At 68.6% G+C, this 16,384-nt stretch carries 15 protein-coding genes; 12 read left to right on the top strand and 3 right to left on the bottom strand.

What is annotated here, in order from left to right:
* Positions 1–41 precede the first annotated feature (41 nt).
* The 3 genes from cysD (at position 42) to AC1MBE_RS06230 (ending at position 3,574) form a co-directional block, all read left to right on the top strand.
* Complete coding sequence (gene cysD / locus AC1MBE_RS06240) at positions 42–1,034, top strand: sulfate adenylyltransferase subunit CysD (protein ID WP_479782501.1); 993 nt, start codon at positions 42–44, stop codon at positions 1,032–1,034.
* The gene (locus tag AC1MBE_RS06235; RefSeq protein ID WP_479781610.1) at positions 1,034–2,458 is read left to right on the top strand and encodes a sulfate adenylyltransferase subunit 1; all 1,425 of its coding nucleotides are present in this window, start codon (positions 1,034–1,036) and stop codon (positions 2,456–2,458) included. The genes cysD and AC1MBE_RS06235 overlap by 1 nt, the downstream gene beginning before the upstream one ends.
* A gap of 108 nt (positions 2,459–2,566) precedes the next feature.
* Positions 2,567–3,574: a GTP pyrophosphokinase gene (locus tag AC1MBE_RS06230; RefSeq protein WP_479781608.1), complete on the top strand. Its 1,008-nt coding sequence runs from the start codon at positions 2,567–2,569 to the stop codon at positions 3,572–3,574.
* A gap of 48 nt (positions 3,575–3,622) precedes the next feature.
* On the opposite strand, the gene AC1MBE_RS06225 is transcribed toward AC1MBE_RS06230, so the two are convergent.
* Entirely contained in the window at positions 3,623–3,949 is a 327-nt protein-coding gene (locus AC1MBE_RS06225; protein ID WP_479781606.1) for a GYD domain-containing protein, read from the bottom strand.
* A 179-nt stretch (positions 3,950–4,128) separates the two neighbouring features.
* Between AC1MBE_RS06225 and AC1MBE_RS06220 the strand changes: the two genes are divergently transcribed.
* The 8 genes from AC1MBE_RS06220 (at position 4,129) to AC1MBE_RS06185 (ending at position 13,170) form a co-directional block, all read left to right on the top strand.
* Positions 4,129–5,295, top strand: coding sequence for an RtcB family protein (locus tag AC1MBE_RS06220; RefSeq protein WP_479781604.1), 1,167 nt, complete (start codon positions 4,129–4,131; stop codon positions 5,293–5,295).
* A 221-nt stretch (positions 5,296–5,516) separates the two neighbouring features.
* On the top strand, positions 5,517–6,680 hold the full coding sequence (locus tag AC1MBE_RS06215) for an ABC transporter substrate-binding protein (RefSeq protein WP_479781602.1): 1,164 nt from the start codon (positions 5,517–5,519) through the stop codon (positions 6,678–6,680).
* 44 nt (positions 6,681–6,724) lie between these two features.
* Positions 6,725–7,450, top strand: coding sequence for an ABC transporter ATP-binding protein (locus tag AC1MBE_RS06210; protein WP_479781600.1), 726 nt, complete (start codon positions 6,725–6,727; stop codon positions 7,448–7,450).
* Positions 7,440–8,477, top strand: a complete 1,038-nt coding sequence (locus AC1MBE_RS06205) for an ABC transporter permease (protein ID WP_479781598.1) — start codon at positions 7,440–7,442, stop codon at positions 8,475–8,477. Before AC1MBE_RS06210 ends, AC1MBE_RS06205 begins: the two co-directional genes overlap by 11 nt.
* A 163-nt stretch (positions 8,478–8,640) precedes the next feature.
* Positions 8,641–8,937, top strand: coding sequence for a putative quinol monooxygenase (locus tag AC1MBE_RS06200; protein ID WP_479781596.1), 297 nt, complete (start codon positions 8,641–8,643; stop codon positions 8,935–8,937).
* Between the two features lie 241 nt (positions 8,938–9,178).
* On the top strand, positions 9,179–10,480 hold the full coding sequence (cobA, locus tag AC1MBE_RS06195) for a uroporphyrinogen-III C-methyltransferase (protein WP_479781594.1): 1,302 nt from the start codon (positions 9,179–9,181) through the stop codon (positions 10,478–10,480).
* Between the two features lie 89 nt (positions 10,481–10,569).
* Positions 10,570–12,024, top strand: a complete 1,455-nt coding sequence (locus AC1MBE_RS06190; protein WP_479781592.1) for an FAD-dependent oxidoreductase — start codon at positions 10,570–10,572, stop codon at positions 12,022–12,024.
* Between the two features lie 156 nt (positions 12,025–12,180).
* Positions 12,181–13,170, top strand: a complete 990-nt coding sequence (locus AC1MBE_RS06185; RefSeq protein ID WP_479781590.1) for a DNA topoisomerase IB — start codon at positions 12,181–12,183, stop codon at positions 13,168–13,170.
* Positions 13,171–13,174: 4 nt separating this feature from the next.
* On the opposite strand, the gene AC1MBE_RS06180 is transcribed toward AC1MBE_RS06185, so the two are convergent.
* The gene (locus tag AC1MBE_RS06180) at positions 13,175–14,032 is read right to left on the bottom strand and encodes a DUF1206 domain-containing protein (protein ID WP_479781588.1); all 858 of its coding nucleotides are present in this window, start codon (positions 14,030–14,032) and stop codon (positions 13,175–13,177) included.
* A 172-nt stretch (positions 14,033–14,204) separates the two neighbouring features.
* Between AC1MBE_RS06180 and AC1MBE_RS06175 the strand changes: the two genes are divergently transcribed.
* Positions 14,205–14,741 (top strand): hypothetical protein, encoded by a 537-nt coding sequence (locus tag AC1MBE_RS06175; protein WP_479781586.1) that lies wholly within the window; start codon positions 14,205–14,207, stop codon positions 14,739–14,741.
* A gap of 89 nt (positions 14,742–14,830) precedes the next feature.
* Here the strand turns inward: AC1MBE_RS06175 and AC1MBE_RS06170 are convergent, their stop codons facing one another.
* Positions 14,831–16,273, bottom strand: a complete 1,443-nt coding sequence (locus tag AC1MBE_RS06170; protein ID WP_479781584.1) for a PucR family transcriptional regulator — start codon at positions 16,271–16,273, stop codon at positions 14,831–14,833.
* Between the last annotated feature and the right edge of the window lie 111 nt (positions 16,274–16,384).

Raw genomic sequence — 16,384 nt, 5'->3', positions numbered from 1 at the left:
CCGCCCCCGCCCCTTCGCTGGACGGCAATGCTGCAAGCAGCATGCCGTCCAGCTACAGAAGGCCCGATGCCACTCCCGGGGCGGCATCTGCTGCTCCGGCTCTGCTGTCGGGTCACCTGACTTCTGCCGCTACGCGCGCGGCCCGCCTGTCGTCTTTGGACACGTTGGAATCGGAAGCGATCCATATCATCCGCGAGGTTGTTGCGGAGTTTGAGAAGCCGGCGCTGCTGTTTTCCGGTGGCAAGGACTCTGTGGTGATGCTGCACCTGGCCACTAAGGCGTTCTGGCCGGGGAAGGTGCCGTTCCCTGTGCTGCACGTGGACACCGGGCACAACTTCCCGGAGGTGATCGAGTTCCGGAACCGGACGGTGGAGCGGCTGGGACTCAAGCTCGTCGTCGGCTCCGTCCAGGAGTTCATCGATTCGGGTGAGCTGGCCGAGCGTGCCGACGGCACCCGCAACCCGCTGCAGACCGTGCCGCTGCTGGACGCAATCCAGCGCAACAAGTTCGACGCCGTCTTCGGCGGCGGCCGCCGCGACGAGGACAAGGCACGGGCCAAGGAACGCATCCTGAGCCTGCGCGACGAATTCGGCCAGTGGGACCCGCGCAACCAGCGCCCCGAACTGTGGAACCTGTACAACGGCCGGCACACCGTGGGCCAGCACGTCCGGGCGTTCCCCATCAGCAACTGGACCGAGCTGGACGTCTGGCGTTACATCGAACGCGAAAACATCGACCTGCCGGGCCTTTACTACGCCCACGAGCGGCAGGTCTTCGCCCGCGACGGCATGTGGCGGGCGGTCGGTGAGGTCTCCCAACCGCGCGAGGACGAGGAAGTCATCACCAAGACCGTCCGCTACCGGACCGTCGGCGACATGTCCTGCACCGGCGCGGTCGAATCCGCCGCCGGCACCGTGCGCGACGTCGTAATCGAAGTTGCCGCCTCCACCATCACCGAACGTGGCGCAACCCGGGCCGATGACCGCATCTCCGAGGCCGCCATGGAAGACCGCAAGAAAGACGGCTATTTCTAATGAGCTCCACCGTAACTGTGCCTGGCGCCGCCGCAAGCCTCGACCTTGCTTCAGCCTCCCTGTTCCGCTTCGCTACCGCCGGTTCGGTCGACGACGGCAAGTCCACCCTGGTGGGCCGGCTCCTGCACGACTCCAAGGCGATCCTCGCGGACCAGCTCGACGCCGTTGCCCGCACCTCCGCGGACCGCGGCTTCGGCGGGGCCGGCGCAGCGGGTGTGCAAGCGATCGACCTCGCGCTGCTGACCGACGGCCTGCGCGCCGAGCGGGAACAGGGCATCACCATCGATGTCGCCTACCGCTACTTCGCCACGGACCGCCGCACCTTCATCCTCGCGGACTGCCCCGGCCATGTGCAGTACACCAAGAACACGGTGACCGGCGCATCCACCGCGGACGCCGTCGTCGTGCTGATCGACGCCCGCAAGGGTGTGCTGGAGCAGACCCGCCGGCATCTGTCCGTGCTGCAGCTGCTGCGCGTGGCACACGTGATTGTCGCCGTGAACAAGATCGACCTCGTGGACTTCAGCGAGGACGTGTTCCGCGGGATTGAAGCCGACGTGCAGCAGGTAGGCCGCGAGCTGGGGCTCGGCGCCGATGGCATCACCGACCTGCAGGTCATTCCGGTGTCCGCGCTCGACGGCGACAACGTCGTGGACCGCTCGGACCGCACGCCGTGGTACGCCGGCCCGGCGCTGCTGGAGGTCCTCGAGACGCTGCCCGCCGCCGACGAACTCGAAAGTCACCTCGAGAGTTTCCGCTTCCCGGTGCAGCTGGTGATCCGGCCGCAGGGTGCGCTGGCGCCCGACGCCGTCGCCGGCGGACTGGATCCGGAGGGGTACCGGGACTACCGCGCCTACGCGGGGCAGATCACCGAAGGCACGGTGCGGCTGGGGGACCAGGTCAGTGTCCTGACCCCGGGCCAGACGCCGCGCACCACCACCGTCACCGGGATCGACTTCGCCGGGCGCGAGCTGGCCGAGGCCGTGGCCCCGCAGTCCGTCGCGCTGCGGCTCGCGGACGAGTTCGACGTCGCCCGCGGGGATACGATCGCCGCGGCCGGGACTTTTGCCGAATCCACCGCCGACCTGTACGCGGCACTCTGCTGGCTCTCGCCGAAGCCGCTGCGGGAGGGCGCGAAGGTGCTGGTCAAGCACGGCACCCGCACGGTTCAGGCGCTGGTCCGGAACGTGACCGGCAAGCTGGACCTTGCCAGCTTCCGGCTGGAGCCGGCGTCCACGCTGGAGCTCAACGACATCGGCCACGCCCAGCTGCGGCTCGCGGCCCCGCTGCCGCTGGAGAACTACCTGCACCACCGGCGGACCGGCGCGTTCCTGGTCATCGACCCGCAGGACGGCAACACGCTGGCTGCCGGGCTCGTCAGGGACCATCCGGGCGACCACGAGGATGAGCGCTACTCGATCTGATGCGGATTCTCCGCCCGGGCGGAGCTGCGGGTGCTCCGTTAGCTGAAACCGGCGGCCTTGGATACCCTGCTGATGAGAGGCGCTGCGCGATGATCCGAGGGGGACCGGTTGGAAGATCATGATTCCGTTGTTGCCAGATCCCTGGAGCACTACAGCTTCCTGCTGCCCCGGCTCACTGCGGCCTCGGACGCGATCGGGGACGCCATCCGCGCCCGGCTCCGCGACGACGGTCTCAACCACCACACCGTGCAGGCACGGGTCAAAGACCCCGGCTCGGTCAAGGAGAAGCTGGACCGCCTCACCGCAGACGGCAGATTCAAGTACGAACGCGGCCTTGAGCAGCTGGACGACCTCATCGGCGTCCGGATCATCATGTTCCTGGAGCCTGACATCGCGGACGTCGCCACGGCCCTGAAGGGGCAGTTCAGCTGCCGCGAGGACGACGATAAGACGAGTTCCCAGCGGCGGAACGGCCAGATCGGCTACGCCGGCCGGCACCTCATCCTCGAGGTCCCTGCCGGGAACGTTCCCGTGGGCTGCCAAGCATTCACCGGGGAGCGCTTCGAAGTCCAGATCCGGACCGTGCTGCAGCACGCGTGGGCGGCGTTCGAACATGACATCCGCTACAAGGGGCTCGCGGAGGCCAACGCGGAAGTGGACCGCGCGTTCACCATGGCCTCGACCCTGATCGAACTTGCGGACGCCCAGTTCTCCGCCATCAACGACATCGTCAAACGCCGGCAGGCCGAAAGCACGGCCGAGTTCGCCGCAAACCCTGCGACCGAGCTGACCGGGGACATCCTGCACGACATGCTTGCCCGGCTGCTGCCCGAACACCCCAGGAGCCAGGCCCGGCAGTACGGCTGGCTGGGGGACGTGCTGGCAGCCAACGGTGTGCGGACCGTGGCCGACGCCGAGAAGCTGTTCGGCGCCGCCGACTGGTTCTCGGTGGCGAAGGGAATGGACTACAAATTCCCCGCCGGCCACGTCCGGATCGCCGACGACTTCCTGCTGAAGACGTGGGGCGTGGACTACATTGCGCGGACCAAATCCCTGGGCGGCGACCCCAAACGTGAGGCAAAGCTGACGTACCGGCTGGAGCGCATGCAGGACTGAGCCTGCCGCCGCCGAAGCCCTGCCGCCGCCGAAGCCGTGCCGCCGCCGTCAGGTGCCCGGCGGCCGGTACTTGATCTGGTCGGCCTTGGCCAGGGCCTCCATGGTTTCGTCGACCGTCAGGAGCACCGTCGTCTCGAAGGAGCTGAGCGCGCCACCGCCGCTGATCGCGAGAGCCACCGCGGCCATGGACACGTTGTCGGGCGCCTCCCACAGGTTGTAGCCGTCGTGGGAGCCGAAGGCGTACCAGAAGCCGTGGAGTTTCCCGCCCACCGATTCGATATAGGCCTGGGCAGCTTTTCTGCGGTCCTCCGGTTTGCTGGTCAATCTCGCCCAGGTCTCCGGTGTATAGCTGAACTTCGACAGATAGAGGGGCATCGTCTTGTCCTTTCCTGCGTGTGCCGGTCCAGTAAGGATGGCAGTCGGCCGCCGGGCCAGCAATGGCCGCGGGGCGCGTCGAAACCACTCGTCAAAGCCACCCGGCGAACTCACCGCTGAAGCTCGTCCCTTGCCACCCGGCCACCGGCCGACGATCATCGTCGTGGGAGGGCAGATCCTTGGAAACCATCAACAGCCGACTCATCAGCTGGGCCTCCATTCTGGATGACGAAACCCGGAGGCAGGCCGTCGCCACCGCCCAGCTGCCCATCATCTACCCGCACCTGGCATTGATGCCGGACGCCCACCTGGGGAAGGGGGCCACGGTGGGCTCGGTCATCCCGACTATGGGCGCCATCATCCCGGCCGCCGTGGGTGTGGACATCGGCTGCGGCATGATCGCTGTCCGCACCCAATATGTAGTCAAGGATCTGCCCCGGGACCTGAGACGGCTGCGCGAAGCAATCGAACGTGCGATTCCCTTGTCCGCCGGCCACTTCAACCGCAGGATCTCCGCCACCGCCGGACCCCGGCTCGCCGAGTTGCGGCGGCTGGCGGCGAAAGCGGGCTTTGACCCGGCCAAGTACGCGGCGAACTGGGAGCTGCAGCTTGGCTCGCTGGGCTCGGGCAACCATTTCATCGAGGTGTGCGCGGACGAGGACGCAGCGGTCTGGCTGTTCCTGCATTCGGGCTCCCGCGGGGTGGGCAACAAGATCGCGCAGCGCCACATCGCCGAGGCCCGCAGCGTGGCCTTGCGCCGGCACCTCGCCCTGCCGGACCGCGACTTGGCCTACCTCGAGGAAGGCACCCCCGAATTCCTCCGCTACATCCGCGAACTGCGGTGGGCGCAGCACTTTGCCCTGCTCAACCGCGAGGAAATGATGGACCGGGTGGTCCAGCAGTTTGAACTCTGGATCGGCGGGCCCGTCCGGGAGCTCGAACGGATCAACTGCCACCACAATTTCACCGCGCAGGAAACGCATTACGGCCGGTCCGTCTGGGTCTCGCGCAAGGGTGCCATCCGCGCCGAGGCAGGCGACGCGGGCCTGATCCCCGGGTCCATGGGCACAGCGTCCTACGTCGTCGTCGGGCTGGGAAACCCCGTGTCGCTGAACTCCTCGCCGCACGGCGCCGGCAGGGAATACTCCCGCACCGCCGCCCGGAAGATGTTTTCGCTCGCCCAGCTGAAGAACGCCATGCAGGGCATCGAATTCCGGCCCCGGGAGGCGTTCATCGACGAGATCCCGGCCGCCTACAAGCCCATCGACCTGGTCATGCGCGACTCGGCGGAGCTCGTCAGGGTGCGGCACAAGCTCCGGCAACTCGTCAACGTCAAAGGCGACTGAGCCGCCGCGGGGCGCCGATCCAGGCCCCCATGTGACGTTGCATGAACAAGCGTGACCCCGCGTTTCCGCACCATTGAACACTGTTCGCCACCCTCCCTAGGGTGAAGCCATGACCACTCCGGAACGGTTCAACAGCCCCTCCCTCAGGGCACTCCAGGGGCGATGTCGCCGGCGCTGACCACCCGCCCGGCCCACCCGCACCCCACGAACAGGATCCTTCCATGTCATCCACGCCTAAGAACCCCACCCCCGGCACCACCCGGATCGTCGCCGGCGAATCGGCCAAGCCGAAACGCAGGCGCACCGTCGAAATCGGCGTCGCCGTCGGCCTCGCCCTGCTGATCGGCGCCGGCGCCGCCGTCGCCTCGACGGTGTCCCGCACCAACGACGCCGGTGCAGCACCGGCCGCCGGCACCGCCCCGACGGCGGAACTGCGGCTCGGTTACTTCGGCAACATCACCCACGGCCCGGCCCTGGTTGGCGTCACCAAGGGGTTCATGGCCAAGGAACTGGGTCAAACCAAGCTCAGCACACAGGTCTTCAACGCCGGCCCCGCCGCGATCGAAGCGCTCAACGCCGGCGCGATCGACGCGACCTACATCGGCCCCAACCCGGCGATCAACTCCTACGTGAAGAGCAAAGGCGAATCCATCAGCATCATCGCCGGCGCCACGGCCGGCGGTGCGCAACTGGTGGTCAAACCCGGCATCAACTCGGCCGCCGACCTCAAAGGCAAGACGCTCGCCTCGCCGCAGCTCGGCGGCACCCAGGACGTAGCCCTGCGCGCCTGGCTCGGCCATCAGGGGTTCAAGACCTCCACAGACGGCAGCGGCGACGTCACGATCAACCCGACCGAGAACGCGCAGACCCTCAAACTCTTCCAGGACGGCAAGCTCGACGGCGCCTGGCTGCCGGAGCCGTGGGCGTCACGCCTGGTGCTCCAGGCCGGCGCAAAGGTCCTGGTCGATGAGAAGGACCTGTGGGACAGAGGCGAGTTCGTCACCACCGTCCTGATCGTCAACAAGACGTTCGCCGCGGAGCACCCGGCCACCGTGCAGGCGCTCCTCAAGGGCCATGTTGAATCCGTCGACTGGCTGAACGCGGCTCCCGCCGCCGAGAAAGCCACCGTTCTCAACGACGCACTCAAGGCAGCCGCCGGCAAGGCGCTACCGGCCGACGTCATCGACCGGTCCCTGAAAAACATCGCCTTCACCACCGACCCGCTCGCCGGGACCTACAAGAAACTGCTCCAGGACGGCGTCGACGCCGGAACCACCAAGCAGGCCGACATCAACGGCATCTTCGACCTCACGGCGCTCAACAGTGTCCTGGGCGAGAGTTCGGCCGGCAAAAAGATCTCCGCCGGATGGCTAGGCAAGGACTAGCTCCCTAGCCTCCAGCCACCCGCCACAACAGTAAGGACCCGACCATGCCAGTCGTACTGGAAAACCTGGGCAAGCGCTTCGGCGACGGCGCCCCGGTACTGGACGACGTCAATGCCGCCATCGGGCAGGGCGAGTTCGTCGCCCTGCTCGGTGCGTCCGGCTGCGGCAAGTCCACCCTGCTCAACATCATGGCGGGACTGGAAGCCCCGACGTCGGGCGCGCTCGAAGTGCCCAGCGACGGCGCGGCGTTCATGTTCCAGGACGCGGCACTCTTCCCGTGGCTGACCGCACGGGAAAACGTGGAGCTTGCGCTTAAACTGCGCGGCGTCAGCAAGGCCGAACGCCGGGTGCAGGCGGACGGGCTGCTTGACCTGGTGCACCTGGGCGGGGCGGGGGACAAACGCCCGCACGAGCTGTCCGGCGGCATGCGCCAGCGGGTGGCGCTGGCCCGGTCGCTGGCCCAGGACCGGCAGCTGCTCCTGATGGACGAGCCGTTTGCCGCGCTGGATGCGATCACCCGGGACCTGTTGCACGACGAGCTGGAACGGATCTGGAAGGAAACCGGCCGCACGATCGTGTTTGTGACGCACAACGTCCGGGAAGCCGTCCGGTTGGGCCAGCGCGTGCTGCTGCTCTCCTCGCGGCCGGGGCGCGTGGTCCAGGAATGGCGTGTCTCCGAGGAACACCGTACCGACGCCGGCCTGGCCGGACACCTGACGGGCGTCATCACCGCCCGGCTACGCGAGGAGATCCGCCGCCATGCCCAATAAGTCCCTCTGGGGCTCCACACCCGTTGCCGCCCCCGCCCCTTCGCCGGACCGCTTTCGTCCTGCGGACGAAGCGGCCGGCTCCGACAGGCCCGATGCCACTCCCGGGGCGGCAACGGGCGCGGCGCCTGGCGCCGCGTCAGTCACCGCCGCCCTGACCCGGTCCTCGACGAGCCCCGCCGACCTGCGTGAACTGGAAGCCGGACTCGATTCGCTCCAGTCCGATGCCGTCCGCAAGGCCCGCATCGACTGGACCCGGATTCTGCTGCCGGTGGCCGCGCTCGCCGTACTCATCGTCGCCTGGCAGGTGTACGTCTGGCTGGGCATCAAACGCCGCGACCTGGTCCCCGGCCCGCTGGATGTCATCGGCCAGCTCGGCACGCTCGCGGCCGAGGGCAAACTGCAGGAGGCCGTCTGGACGTCGCTTGAGCGCGGCGTCACGGGCTTCCTGATCAGCGTCGTCATCGCGACGCCGGTGGGCCTGCTGCTCGCCCAGGTTGCCCCGCTCCGGCGCGCCTTCGGGCCGCTGATCTCGGGGCTGCAGGTCCTGCCCTCGGTGGCCTGGGTGCCGGCCGCCATCATCTGGTTCGGCCTGAGCGATGCCACCGTCTACTTCGTCGTGCTGATGGGCGCCATCCCCTCGATCATCAACGGGCTGATCTCCGGCGTCGACCAGATCCCGCCGCAGTACCGCCGTGTCGGCGCGGTCCTGGGCGCATCCCGGCTGCAGCTGGCGCTGCAGATTGTCCTCCCGGCCGCGCTGCCGGGCTACCTGAGCGGGCTCAAGCAAGGCTGGGCCTTCTCCTGGCGCTCGCTGATGGCCGCGGAAATCATCACGGTGGGCGGCAGCATGGGCTTCGGCCTCGGCTCCATGCTGAACCAGGGCCGCGACCTCGCGGACATGACCATCGTGCTGGCCGCCATCCTGCTGATCCTCGCCGTCGGCATCCTGGTGGAACTGCTGGTCTTCGCCCCGATCGAAAAGCGCCTGCTTCGCCGCCGCGGCCTGCTCTCCGGCAGCACCCGGTAGATCCCTGGCGCCCAAGCAACGCGGGGTCACCTACCGCCCATGATCCAAGGATTTATGGGCCGTAGGTGACCCCGCGTTGCTGTTGTCTGCGGTGACGGGGAGGCCTACACTCACGGCTACAGGCCGTTATCCGGCCGTCCATCCCGATTCCAAGGAGACAGCCGTGGCACCAAAATTTGGAGTGCTGGCATTGGTCGAAGCCAAAGCGGGGAAGGAACAGGACGTCTGGGACTTCCTCAACGGTGGCCGCGAGATCGTGCTCGGCGAACCCGGCACCCGGACCTGGTACGCCTTCCGGGTCAGTGAGAACACCTTCGGCATTTTCGACACCTTCGACACCGAGGAGGACCGGCAGGCCCACCTCGACGGCGCCATCCCCGCGGCGCTTGGCGAGCACGGCCCGGCGCTGCTCGCCAAGGACCCGGACATCAAACTGGTCGAGGTCATCGCAGTGAAGTAGGGGCGAGGGCTCTTTCACGACGCTGTGCCTTCCGCCCGGGGCGACTTTGACACAGACACGCCGTCGATTGGGGGCGGGGCGGCTGCCGCAGCCGTGAAAGTTCCCCCGGAGCGCCGGTCATTCACCCAAAAATCGGCCGGCCCGCCAGCCGGCAGAGCGTCAGGTTACGCCCCGTTACCCTGCGTGAACTGGTATTTCCGCACCGTTGTTGTGCCCGATGACGCCGCCCTATCGTCGATGCATGGCAATTCAGGACATTTACCCCACGGCGCTGCGCCTGCTCGGCCGCCCGGTGCTGGTGGTCGGCGGCGGACCCGTCGCCGCACGCCGCGCCAAAGGACTGCTCGACGCCGGCGCCCGTGTCACCGTCGTGGCGCCTCTTGCCTGCCCGGCCCTGAACGAACTGGCCGACGCCGGGTTGCTCAGCTGGCAGCGCCGCCCGTACCGCGGCTCCGACGTCGACGCCGCCTGGTTCGTCCAGACCGCCACGGGTGACGCCGCGGTGGATGCGCAGGTCGCCGCCGACGCCGAGGCGCAGCGCATCTGGTGCGTCAACGCCTCCGACCACGAGGCGTCGGCCGCCTGGACGCCCGCTGTCGCCGTCGTCGATGACGTCAAGATCGCCGTGAACGCCGGGGGAGACCCGCGCCGCGCGATGGCCCTGCGGGACGCCGTGGCCACCGCCCTGGACACCGGGGACCTGCCGCTGCGCCGCCACCGCGCTTCGGGCACAGGCTCAGCCGACGGGCCCGGCGCCGTGGCGCTCGTGGGCGGCGGTCCCGGCGACTCCGGGCTCATCACCGTCCGAGGCCGGCGGCTCCTGGGCCAGGCCGACGTCGTTGTCGCGGACCGCCTCGGCCCGCGTGAACTCCTGGCCGAACTCGCCCCGGACGTCCGCGTGATCGAGGTAGGCAAGACCCCGGGCCACCACCCGGTCCCACAGTCCGGGATCAACCGGATCCTGGTGGACGAAGCCCTCGCCGGCCACCGGGTGGTCCGGCTCAAGGGCGGCGACCCCTACGTGCTGGGCCGCGGCGGCGAGGAAGCAGAATTCTGCCGGCAGCACGGCGTGGAGGTGGAAGTCGTTCCCGGCGTCACCTCGGCGGTCTCCGTCCCGGCCGCCGCGGGAATCCCGGTCACGCACCGCGGCCTGGCCAAGGGCTTCAGCGTGGTCACCGGCCACGAGGAGCTCTCCGAAGTGCCCGCCCGCGCCGACCACACGGTGGTCCTGCTGATGGGCGTGGGACAACTGCGCGATTCCGCGGCCTCGCTGGGACGCGCCGGTTTGCCAGCCGGGACACCTGTTGGCATCGTAGAGAATGGATACCTGCCCAACCAGCGGGTGACCATCGGAACGCTCGAGACTATCGCGGACCAAGCGGAGGCCGCAGGCGTCGCGAATCCCGCCGTGATCGTGATCGGTGACGTGGTCCGCGTCAGCCCGTTCGCGCCGTCGCACTTCAAGACCGCGGACTACAGCACCACGTCCCCGAACGCACCCCGAAGCACACGCACCACCAAGACCCGCGTCATGACCCCGTAAAGACCGTCGATTGCTCCACAACTGCCGTTATCAAGCCTCAAAACGGCGCTTATGGAGCAACGGATGCAGAAGAATAAAGGAACACAGCCGTGTCAACGAACACCCCCGTAGGAACGCCCGCCCGCCCGCTGCGCGTCGCCGTCGTCGGTTCCGGCCCCGCCGGCGTCTACGCCGCGGACATCCTGACCAAGAGCGAGGCCGTCAAAAGCGGCGAACTCACCGTCAGCATCGACCTCTTCGACCGCTACCCGGCACCCTACGGCCTGATCCGCTACGGCGTGGCCCCGGACCACCCGCGTATCAAGGGCATCGTCAACGCCCTGCACAAGGTCCTGGACCGCGGCGACATCCGGTTCTTCGGCAACGTGGACTACGGCACGGACCTCACCCTCGAGGATCTCCGCACCCATTACGACGCCGTCATCTTCGCCACCGGCGCCATCAAGGACGCGGACCTGAACATCCCCGGCATCGAACTCGACGGCTCCTACGGCGGCGCCGACTTCGTCTCCTGGTACGACGGGCACCCGGACGTTCCCCGCGACTGGCCGCTGGAGGCCAAGGAAATCGCCGTGATCGGCAACGGCAACGTCGCCCTGGACGTCGCCCGGATGCTCTCCAAGCACGCCGATGACCTCCTGGTCTCCGAAATCCCGGACAACGTCTACCGTGCCCTGAAGGATTCCCCGGTCACAGACGTCCACGTCTTCGGCCGCCGCGGGCCAGCGCAGGTGAAGTTCACTCCGCTGGAACTGCGCGAGCTGTCCCACTCCAAGGACGTTGACATCGTCCTCTACGCCGAGGACTTCGAGTTCGACGCCGAATCGGACCGCCAGATCCAGAGCAACAACCAGACCAAGACCATGGTGGGCACGCTCACCAACTGGATCGCCGAACAGCCCGAAGACCTCTCCGAGCTCACCGCGTCCCGCCGCCTGCACCTGCACTTCCTGCACAGCCCGGTGGAGGTGTACGACAACGCCGCGACCCCCGGCCGCGTCGCCGGGATCAAGTTCGAGCGCACCGAACTGGACGGCACGGGCAACGCCCGCGGCACCGGCGAGTTCGTCGACTACCCGGTCCAGGCCGTCTACCGCGCCATCGGCTACTTCGGCTCCGCGCTGCCCGAGGTGGAGTTCGACCACAGCAAGGGCGTGGTCCCGAACGACGGCGGCCGTGTCCTGGACGCTGCCGGCAGCCACGTGCCGGGCATCTACGCCACCGGCTGGATCAAGCGCGGCCCGGTCGGCCTGATCGGCCACACCAAGGGCGACGCACTGGAAACCGTGACCTACCTGCTGGAGGACCGCGACCGCCTGCCGCTGGCCGCGGCACCCGCACCGGCGGCGATCGTTGGACTGCTGGAAAACCGCGGCGTGCAGTACACCAGCTGGGAGGGCTGGCTCGCCCTGGACGCGCATGAACGGTCGCTCGGCGAGAAGGCAAGCGCCGGGGCGGAGAGCGTCCAGCGCGAGCGCATCAAGGTGGTCCCGCGCGAGGACATGGTGGAGATTTCCCGCGGCGGTGTCGCTGCGGAGGTCTGATCCTCCTGACAAGTGCAACGAGGGGTCACTTCGCGCCCATCCCGGTGGGGATCATGGGCGCGAGGTGACCCCGCGTTGCTTGGAAAAAGGGCATTCGCAGCGGGTAGTCAGTAGGCTTACCGTCATGGACACCGCGAGGCACCCAGGATCCGGCCGATGAGGCTCCGCCACAGCAACGCGTCCGGCCGCGGCTACCGCCGAGTTCCCGCCGGGACCGGCTTCAGTTACAAGGACCTGGACGGTTCCACCCTGCCGGCCGGGCCGGTGCGGGACCGGCTGGAAGGCATCGGGATCCCGCCGGCGTGGACCGACGTCTGGATCGCGCCCTACGACAACGGGCACATCCAGGCCACCGGAGTCGACACCGTGGGCCGGCGCCAGTACATCTACCACCCCGGCTGGCGGGAGCGGAAGGATCGGCTCAAGTTTGACCGGTCGCTGCAGCTCGCGGAAACCCTGCCGTCCGCGCGCCGGCTGGTGACCCTGGACCTGCGCTCCGAGGGGCTCACCCGGGAGCGTGTGCTCGCCGCCGCCTTCCGGATGCTGGACAGCGGATCGCTGCGCGTGGGCTCGGAGCGGTACACCAACGAGAACGGCAGCCACGGCTTGGCCACCCTGCTCTGCGCGCACGTGAAAGTGCGCAAGGACGAATTGCGGCTCAGCTTCCCGGCCAAGAGCGGCAAGACGTGGGAGTCCCGGATCGACGACGCCGACCTCGCCGCCGTCGTCCGCTCGCTCAAGCGCCGCGGCGGCAACGCCCGCCTGCTGGCCTACAAGAACGGGCGCAGCTGGCACCCGGTCACCAGCGCCGAGATCAACGAGTACGTCAAGGAGCGCACCGGAGCGGACTTCACCGCGAAGGACTTCCGCACCCTGCGCGGCACCGTCGCGGCGGCCGTGAGCCTGGCCAAGAGCGGCCCGCAGCCGAAGGTTTCGGCCCGGAAACGCGCCGTGAGCCGCGCCATGGTCGACGCCGCGGCGGTGCTGGGCAACACGCCGTCGATCGCCCGGAAGAGCTACGTGGATCCGCGCCTGCTGGACCACTTCGCGGCGGGGGAGACCATCGACCCGAAGCGGCTGGATTCGGCCGAGTCGGAGCTCCGGGCGCTGCTGTACCAGGAGGGCGCGGTCGTCCCGCTGCGCTGACGGGTTACATCCGCCCGAAGCGTGCGCGGATCAGGGCGAATACGCCGTAGGCGATGAACCCGGCGCCAATGGCCAGCAGCAGGAGCGGACCGAAGGGGTGGTGCTGCAACGCCTTGAGGCTGCCGTCCAGGCCGGTGGACGAGCCGGGGTCGTTGGTGGCCGCGGCCATAACAAACAACAGCCCGGTGAGGACCAGCGCCAGTCCCTTGGCGATATGGCCGGCCACGCCCAGGCCGCTGATGAGGTGGCCCCGGTGCGTGCCCTCGAAGTGCCGCAGTTCCGCCTTGAATTTCTTGCCCAGGCCTTTCACTACGAAGTAGACGCCGATCCCGCTGACCGTCAGGCCCAGCCCGATCAGCAGCGGCGTGCCCAGCGGCCGGTTCAGCAGGGCCTGGCTGAACGCCGCGGTGGACTCGCCCGAGTCGCTGCGGACGCCGACGGCGAAGCTGGCAAAGGTGAACCCGACGCTGCCGTAGGCGATAGCCAGGAAGCCCGAGGAAACCAGTTTGCCCAGGCGTTCCCCGCGCGGCAGATGCCTGGCCCGCAGCGTCGCCTCGCTCAGTTGCCACAGGGCGAGACCGGCGCAGCCGACGGCGCCGGACCACATTACGGCAGGGCCCCACGGGTTGGCGGCGAGCTGCTCAATGGCGCCGGTGGGCTCGGCCTGGCCGGGAGCGCCGAGCACCAGCGCGACGGCGATTGCTCCGATCACAACGTGGAGCAGGGCCATCACGGCGAAGCCCCAGCGGGCGACGACGTCGAGCACCCTGCTGTTGGAGGCGGCCTCCGCGGCATCGGCGGCTTCGCCGATGGCGGCCTCGTGGACCGGCACCGCCTCCCCGCCCGGCAGTTCCCGGCTCAAACGTCTTCCTCCATGGCCACGAGCTTACGCGAAACGGCGCTGCCTTCCCGGTGCGCGCCCGCCGGAAACCGGGGACTATCAACTTGGTGGTAAGTGTGCTTACTATGTCAGGGGTGCGGTCCCTGCGGGCCGTGCCGCTCCGGATTCGATTTCACACGATAGGAAGCTCACCATGGCAGGTAATCTTGTTGCCCGATCCATCCACGACCTGACCGCCGGCGCGTGGTTTGGCGGTTCGCTGATGGGCGCCATCGGGCTGAACGGCGCGACGGCGGAGGCCAAGGACCCGGCCGAGCGGACCCGTCTGTCCAGCCTCGGCTGGAAGAAGTGGGCCCCGTACCAGACGGCGGCCTTCGGTGCGCACTTCCTCTCCGGCCTCGCCATCATGTGGGAGAACAAGGGCCGGATGGCCAAGCAGGACGGTGTCACCCGGCTGAGCATCTACAAGTCAATCGTCACCCTGGCGGGCGCCGCGGTGTCCCTGTACGCCGGCCTGCAGGGTGCGAAGGTGGACAAGCTCGCCGCCGAGGGTGCCGAAGGCGCCACCGAGCCCAAGCCTGGCGCCTCCGAGGAACTCCGCTCGGCCCAGCAGCAGCTGAAGATCCTGCAGTGGGCCATCCCCGTCTTCGCCGGCTCGGTGATCGTTTTGGGCGCCAAGCACGGCGAGATGCAGCGGCCGAAGAACGTCTTCAAGGGCCTCTCCCGCTAAACACCAAACCACGCGGGGTCACTTCGCGCCCACTCCGGGGTCCCGGACGGGCGCGAAGTGACCCCGCGTTGCGTTTAGCAGGGACGGCGTCAGCGCGGGTGTCGGGCGCTGAGCCGCTGCACGGCCAGCGCCAGCCAGAGCTGCACCCGGTCCGCGGTCTGGGCCGGGTCGTAGCCGGTCAGTTCGGTGATCTGCGCCAGCCGGTACCGGACCGTGTTGCGGTGCAGGGTGAGCTCCTCCGCGACGGCCGCGACCGAGCCGTTGTTGCTCAGGTAGCTCTCCAGCGTGGTCATCAGTTCGGCGCCGTGGGCGGCGTCGAAGTGGCGGAGCGGATTCAGCGACTCGTTCGCCATGTCCGCCAGTGGCACGTCCTCGCTGGCCAGTAGCAGCGAGGTCAGGCTCAGCCGCTCCGGCTCGTTCACCGGCAGGCCGTGGCTCGCAGCGTCGCGGGCCTCAAAGTAGCTCCAACGCAGGCCGTTCGGTTTGGTGTAGGCCCCGCCGACGCCGATCGTGGCATGGATCCCGGCCTCGGCGAGGTGGTCGCTGAGGCTCCGGGCCAGGGCGCCGGCGCCGGTGCCGTCGTCGTGGATCAGCACCACCAGGTCCTTGCCGACGACGGCGGTCACCGCCGCCGCGAGCGGCTGCGGCAGCGAGGTGCTTCCCAGCTGCTTGGCGTGGGCCGCCGATTCCGCCAGCAGCACCACGTTCTTCCGGGTGCTGTTGACGCCGATGCCGGCGAGCCGCCGGGTGGCTTCGGTGGCCTCGAGCGTCCCGTGGATAACGTCCTCGAGCACCTGCCCGGCCAGGGCGCGCTGCGACTGGCGCTGCTTGACCATGTTGTTGAGTTCAACGCTGATGAGGTTCTGCGCGTAGCCGACGATTCCCGAGTCTTCGAACGGGTGCCGGACCCAGAGCGTGCAGGCGTCGCGGCGGCCGGTGGGGATCGGGTAGGAGGCCCACCCGTCCGCCGTGGGGGAGGGGCTGCCGGCGGCGCTGTTGTACAGCTGCGCGGTGAACTGTGTCAGGACGATGTCGGTGCGCAGCATGGAGCCCAGATGCTTGAGGAGTTCGGCGAGTCCACCGCCGGTCAGCAGGGCGCGGGCCAGGACCTGGTGCCCGGCAATCAGCCGCTCCAGCTTGGCGTAGTGGTCCGCGGACTGGGCATCGGCCACCAGCTTGCCGATCGCGATGAAGGGTGTCTCGTAGGGCACTTCCACCACCGGCAGGCCCCACCGGTTGGCCTCGGCGATCAGCGCCGGCGGCACCGCCTCGTGCGTCAGGCCGATCCCGAAGCCGATCCCCACGGCGCCGGCCCGCTGGACCTGGCGGACGAAGCGTCGCTGCTCGGGCGCGGATTTGAGCCGCATCCCGGTGGTGAGGACCAGTTCCCCGCCGTTGAGGAAGCGCTGCGGGTCCTCCTGTTCGGTCACCGCGACCCAGTGGATGTCCTGGTGCCAGGTGGTTTCCGCGAGGCCGGATTTCGTCAGCTTCAAGGACGGGACTCCCAGCAGGGCCGCGAGTGAAATTGCCATGGAATCAGGATAGCCGGGTGCTGGTCAACCGCACTAAAGCCCCGTGGCTTCGGTGTGCAGCTGCCTATTCCCCGGCTTGCGTGCCTGGCATAGGCTCGGAGCAGTCGCAGA

The organism is Arthrobacter sp. BG5 (assembly GCF_056680155.1).
Note: the sequence above shows the minus strand (reverse complement) of the source record. Positions and strands in the feature narration are given on the sequence as shown.